This window comes from Nostoc sp., assembly GCF_036917465.1.
In the GTDB taxonomy this organism is placed as follows: domain Bacteria; phylum Cyanobacteriota; class Cyanobacteriia; order Cyanobacteriales; family Nostocaceae; genus Nostoc.
On sequence record NZ_JBALDL010000078.1, the window covers coordinates 1 to 4,948 of the forward strand.

Sequence of the window (4,948 nt, forward strand, 5' to 3'; positions counted from 1 at the left end):
CTCAGTTGCACTCGACTTGATAAATCCTCAACATTTAAGAAACTGGTTTGCTAGTTGCTGCTACTGTACCTCATAACAGCCGTAAATGCTGTAAGCACTATACAAATTAATCAAGCTGTGAATTCTAGATAATTGTTCATTAGAAATCAGTGAACAATATCAAAAAATCAACTTTGAATACCTAAAAACCACCTTTTATATTAGGTTTTTTGCCAGTGCCTAAGTCCTACAAGCTTCAAAGTCTGAAACAGTTAACTTTTGAGCGGGAAAGATATTTTTATGCCTAGCTTGTGGGCTATTCTCCGTAGGTATCGAGCTTGTACATAGAGAAAATGTCACTTGCCTCAAAATAACTACATACTCAACATTTTACTTAGATGTCTATATTTGAATCACCCTCTTTGCATACTCCTCACATTATTTGTCGATAAATGTATACAGCAACACTTAGCTTCATGTATTCTTCATACTCTTTTCGCTTCTAAGTAACTACAAGGCAGAAAATAGTCAAACAAATTTGAACAATACTTAGGACAAAATTAGGCAGCAATAACAGAGAAGTCCGATGAAATAAAGTTATTGTCTTCGGATAAATTTCCAAGCTTGGGTGCGATCGCTACTCATTCCAATCAACTAATTCCTCATCTACACACACCCTACCCACTGCGGATACTTCGCCAGCAGCTTTTTAACAACAATCTGCAACGCCGGATCATCCCAGCACTCTTGCAAATACTCAAACCCCGGATTGTGTCCCGAATTAAGAGCCACTTTGAGTTTCTGCATCCGCTCCGGTCGCGCACTTGCCCTCGCTACAATCGCCTCATGTGACCATTTCTCAGGATTTGGAACAGGCGCGGCGGAACTTTCACCCTCATCAACTGCTTTGACTTCTCCACCTGAAACTTGGTTTTGTCTCGGCAACGAAGCAGATTGACCCTGTTCTACTTACCTCGGTGTTTGATTAGCGTAGACGTGAAACGGCTTGTCGTTAGACATCGCTGCATTCGCCAACAAGGGAACCAACTGGACTGGAAGGAGGTGTCCAAAAGCACAGACTTCAAAGACGGCTAAAAAATTGGTGTTGCTAGATTCGGATGATGTGTGATGATACCATGCTAGAAGGAGCGGTGTCAGCCGCAGTCTTTCTTCAAGAGAGCAGCTAAATTTCTTTGCCCTAACTTAGAGCGATTGTCCAAGGTTTTTCAGATCGTGGAAAACCATAAAGAGAAATCCAAATGAACTACGACATCAAAGACAAAACCATTTTGGTCACGGGCGCAAATCGCGGCATCGGCAAGGCGATAGTTGAGTCGTTTATTGAACACGGAGCCACCAAAGTCTATGCGGCTGTTCGTCAGATCAACAGTGTCTCCTCATTAGTTGAACAATACGGTGAGCGGGTAGTACCAATTCAGGTTGATTTAGGTGATCCCCAATCTATTATTGCTGCTGCTCAAACTGCCGCCGATGTGCAAATAGTTATCAATAATGCAGGAGTATTTCTTGCTGGAACTCCCCTAGCTGAGAATGCGATCGCCGCTCTCGAATTTCAGATGAACATCAATGTATATGGATTGATCTACATGGCTCAGGCGTTTGCCCCGGTACTCAAAGCCAATGGGGGTGGTGTGTTTGCCCAAATCAATTCTGTTGCTTCGCTTAAGGGTTTCCCCGACTCTGCCACTTACTGTGCCTCAAAAGCTGCGGCCTATTCAATCACCCAGGCATTACGAGAACTATTGAGTGAGCAGGGCACGATTGTGCTAAGTGTTCACCCTGGCCCGATTGCCACGGATATGGGCGATGCGGCAGGAATGAATGAGGTTGCACAGCCACCTACACTTGTGGCAGAGGGGATAATAAAAGCTCTCAAAGCTGGGGATTTTCACGTCTTTCCTGACTCGATAGCTAAACAAATGGGCGATGCTTATAAAAGCTTTGCCCAAAATGTCGTTGAGGTGTCATCAAGTTAATTACATTGCAGGGTAATGCTCTAGACAAGGGTATCTGGGTATTAAACAGCAAGCCCAAACTCTTCTCGATTGTACAGATTCACTACTCCTCCTAATTCACCAGCACGCCATCCACAACTGCAATCCCCCACTGCGGAAACTTCGCTAATAGTTTTTTGATCACGATCTGTAAGGCCGAGTCATCATGACAGCATTCTTGGAGGAAGTCAAAACCAGGATTTTCCCCAACCAGGGAAGCCATCTTCAGTTTCTCCATTCGCAATAGTCTAGCCTTGGATCTAATGGCGATGTCTTCTCTACGAGACGCTCCGCGAACGGCGGTAAACAACGCCTCACTAGATTCTTGCACCTGATAATTGACTACAGATATATTCCACTGCTTCTCAAATTTGCTGATTGTTGCCCTCATGCTGGCGTAATACTTGCTGTCTAGCAAATATTGAATTACCCACAATGGGGGGCATTCTCCAAGGTTTGCTCTATCCAACCATTCAAATATCTCACTTTGATTTAATGACACGGACGCTTGATTAGCGATCGCTAAAGTTGAAGAAAATTCATTTACAGCGACGGGCGCGGCGGAACAAGCACCTTCTCTACGAGATGCTACGCGAACATGACAGTCTCTCGGCTCAACACCACAATCTTGATTTTCAGCCAACAACGGAGCAGGTTGACTTGGTACAGCATCCACAAGCGCTAGCGTCGTGCAGTTCATTGCCACAGGCAAGTCAATTTCTTTCTCTGACACGCCTTGAACAGTCTGAGGCGACGCGCCCCTCAAGGGCGCATGAGCCGTCTCCTCTACACGCGAATTTTCTGTAAGCGTGTCAGAGATACACCTCACAATCTCTTTTGAAGAGATTGTGAGGTGTTCCTGAGCAGTTCGTGAGGGTCTGTCGGGAACGAATCTACATGGGCGGTGGCGATGATGCAATTGGGGTTGGCTTGAAAATAGTTATCTATCTTGATGTTCCAAGTCTTGGGCATACTTTATTTGCAATGGAGGGGAATTTCTATGTTAACCAAAACTAAGGTGCAAGGTCTGGGGTGTAACACCAAGAGGAGCTACCAAAAACTGGACTGCCACCGATTGCCCTGCATGAAAAAAACTACGTTTTTTCGCAGCTACAGTATAAGTTTGTCCTTGCAGAGAAATATGCTCAGTCACAATCTGATTCTTTGTAGAGATTGCACTTGTCAATAAGATAAGGATAAGGCATCTCACCTGTTTGACAAGAAAAATTAGTGGGTACAAGATGGACAACAGCGAATGGATACAGATGGTAAGCTAGAAAGTACATAACAGTTAAATCGATGATGTCCCATGAACGTTGTCACACCAAAAAGATTTACTATTGACGAATATCATCGGCTGATTGAACTGGAATTTTTACATGAGAGCGATCGCATCGAGTTGATTCGCGGAGAACTAATTCAGATGGTAGCCAAGGGTACACCTCATACAGTCTGCGGTTCTATCTTATGCCGCCAATTGGATCGATTGTTGGGCGATCGTGCCGTGATTCGCGGACAAGATCCGATTACTTTGCTTTCGCAAAGTGAACCTGAACCAGATGTGGCGATCGCACGTGGCAAAGATGAAGATTATCTCGCCCATCATCCCTATCCCGAAGATATTTTTTTAGTGATTGAGATTTCGGACTCAACCCTAGATTACGACCAAACAACAAAGTTAAAAATCTACGCAGAAGCCGCAATTTCTGATTATTGGATTGTCAACTTAAATGTTCGCCAACTTGAGCGTTACAGCCAACCCTATCAAAATTCTCAAGGTGAATTCAATTATCTCAGCAAGCAGATATCTTTACCACATCAGTCAGTAGCGATTCCTGGATTTGAAGATGTTTTATTAGACTTGAATCGGATTTTTCCCACGGTTGTAAATGCCTAGAAATACGCAATTTCCCATTTCGCACCCAACAGTAGAAACGTTACAATGGAGCGTCTCTTAAGATCAAGCACAGAAGACCAACGAGAATCAGGATTGCTTTCATACAACGAGTTAATTGTTACATTGTTGTATTAAGAATCAAGTTTACTTTTGCTGTCTCCATACAAGGTTGTACTCCCTTTCAACAGCCGCCAGTAGTTTCGATTGCTTTGGTGAAAGATACAGTTTAGCAAAATCCCCAACCCCTGCAACAGCGAATCCACAGTCTCGTCACGGCTGTCCAATTAATACAACTGCCATAACCTTACACATAACTACTGCTTCATTCACTTTCGTGCGATGGCGTAACCGCTTTTTCCGTTGGCGTTCGTCGAACGCGAGTGCGTCTCGTAGAGAAAACGTGCCGTTGGCAAAGCCTCTCAAAGAGAAGGTATCGCTCTTTACCTTAAAACAAAAAATTATCCACCTATATCTTTCCCACTCTTGTAGTTCATCGCTCTGGGTTTCCTCTTGCCTATAGGGACTAATTTCGATTGCTTAGGTACTTGTGGGGGACGACATATTTCACAATAGAGCGGTCGCACACCAAAAGTTTCTCTTTGGGTGGGTTGTTCACACTGCTTGCATACGAAGTTGAAAACGCGAGTGTGAATTTCCCGCTTGTGCGCTCTGACGGTGTACTCTCGGACTTCAATAATTTTGCTGGGCATCGGCTCTGTAATCAGTGTTGTATTTATAAGGATAATTTCTAAGCATCAATATATTCGTGCATCTAATTACAAAAGCAGTGACAATTAGTTCGCAGAGGGTAGCGACCAATCTTTAATTTTGTTTTAGTACTTTTTCCATTTCTACTAATTTGTGACGTAAGACTTCCTGTAATTCTATTAATTCAGCAGGGTTAGCTTGCTTGAGCAACTCTAAAGAGAGTTGTTGCAAACGACTAGATGCTTGGGATACTGCTTTTTTCTTCGTATTTTTGGTTACTGCTAGCTCGGACTCAGATGCTATCACTTCAGCTACTAATTTTCGAGTAGCAACAACAGACAACTTTTCT

At 43.6% G+C, this 4,948-nt stretch carries 6 protein-coding genes and 2 pseudogenes; 2 read left to right on the forward strand and 6 right to left on the reverse strand.

The features are described 5' to 3' along the window. Window positions 1-645: 645 nt before the first annotated feature. Window positions 646-924: a hypothetical protein gene (locus V7K38_RS18775; protein ID WP_334859907.1), complete on the reverse strand. Its 279-nt coding sequence runs from the start codon at window positions 922-924 to the stop codon at window positions 646-648. A 314-nt stretch (window positions 925-1,238) separates the two neighbouring features. Between V7K38_RS18775 and V7K38_RS18780 the strand changes: the two genes are divergently transcribed. After that, window positions 1,239-1,976: an SDR family oxidoreductase gene (locus V7K38_RS18780; protein WP_334859908.1), complete on the forward strand. Its 738-nt coding sequence runs from the start codon at window positions 1,239-1,241 to the stop codon at window positions 1,974-1,976. A 91-nt stretch (window positions 1,977-2,067) separates the two neighbouring features. Here the strand turns inward: V7K38_RS18780 and V7K38_RS18785 are convergent, their stop codons facing one another. The 3 genes and pseudogenes from V7K38_RS18785 to V7K38_RS18790 form a co-directional block, all read right to left on the reverse strand. After that, window positions 2,068-2,823, reverse strand: a complete 756-nt coding sequence (locus tag V7K38_RS18785) for a hypothetical protein (protein WP_442940784.1) — start codon at window positions 2,821-2,823, stop codon at window positions 2,068-2,070. A 47-nt stretch (window positions 2,824-2,870) separates the two neighbouring features. Continuing rightward, window positions 2,871-2,966: pseudogene (locus V7K38_RS29700) on the reverse strand (AIPR family protein); the annotation flags it as partial. A gap of 31 nt (window positions 2,967-2,997) precedes the next feature. Further along, window positions 2,998-3,147 (reverse strand): hypothetical protein, encoded by a 150-nt coding sequence (locus V7K38_RS18790; protein WP_334859909.1) that lies wholly within the window; start codon window positions 3,145-3,147, stop codon window positions 2,998-3,000. Window positions 3,148-3,303: 156 nt separating this feature from the next. Here V7K38_RS18790 and V7K38_RS18795 point away from each other — a divergent pair, with 156 nt between their 5' ends. Next, a complete protein-coding gene (locus V7K38_RS18795; protein WP_334859910.1) occupies window positions 3,304-3,891 on the forward strand; it encodes a Uma2 family endonuclease in 588 nt (195 codons plus the stop codon). 458 nt (window positions 3,892-4,349) lie between these two features. Here V7K38_RS18795 and V7K38_RS18800 read toward each other — a convergent pair whose 3' ends face one another. Beyond that, a complete protein-coding gene (locus tag V7K38_RS18800; RefSeq protein WP_334859911.1) occupies window positions 4,350-4,601 on the reverse strand; it encodes a hypothetical protein in 252 nt (83 codons plus the stop codon). Window positions 4,602-4,713: 112 nt separating this feature from the next. After that, window positions 4,714-4,948: pseudogene (locus V7K38_RS18805) on the reverse strand (ParB/RepB/Spo0J family partition protein); the annotation flags it as partial.

Excerpts from the sequence above, each read along its gene's own strand:
- V7K38_RS18800 (WP_334859911.1), bottom strand. The coding sequence starts at position 4,601 with ATGCCCAGCAAAATTATTGAAGTCCGAGAGTACACCGTCAGAGCGCAC.
- V7K38_RS18780 (WP_334859908.1), top strand. The coding sequence starts at position 1,239 with ATGAACTACGACATCAAAGACAAAACCATTTTGGTCACGGGCGCAAAT.
- V7K38_RS18795 (WP_334859910.1), top strand. The coding sequence starts at position 3,304 with ATGAACGTTGTCACACCAAAAAGATTTACTATTGACGAATATCATCGG.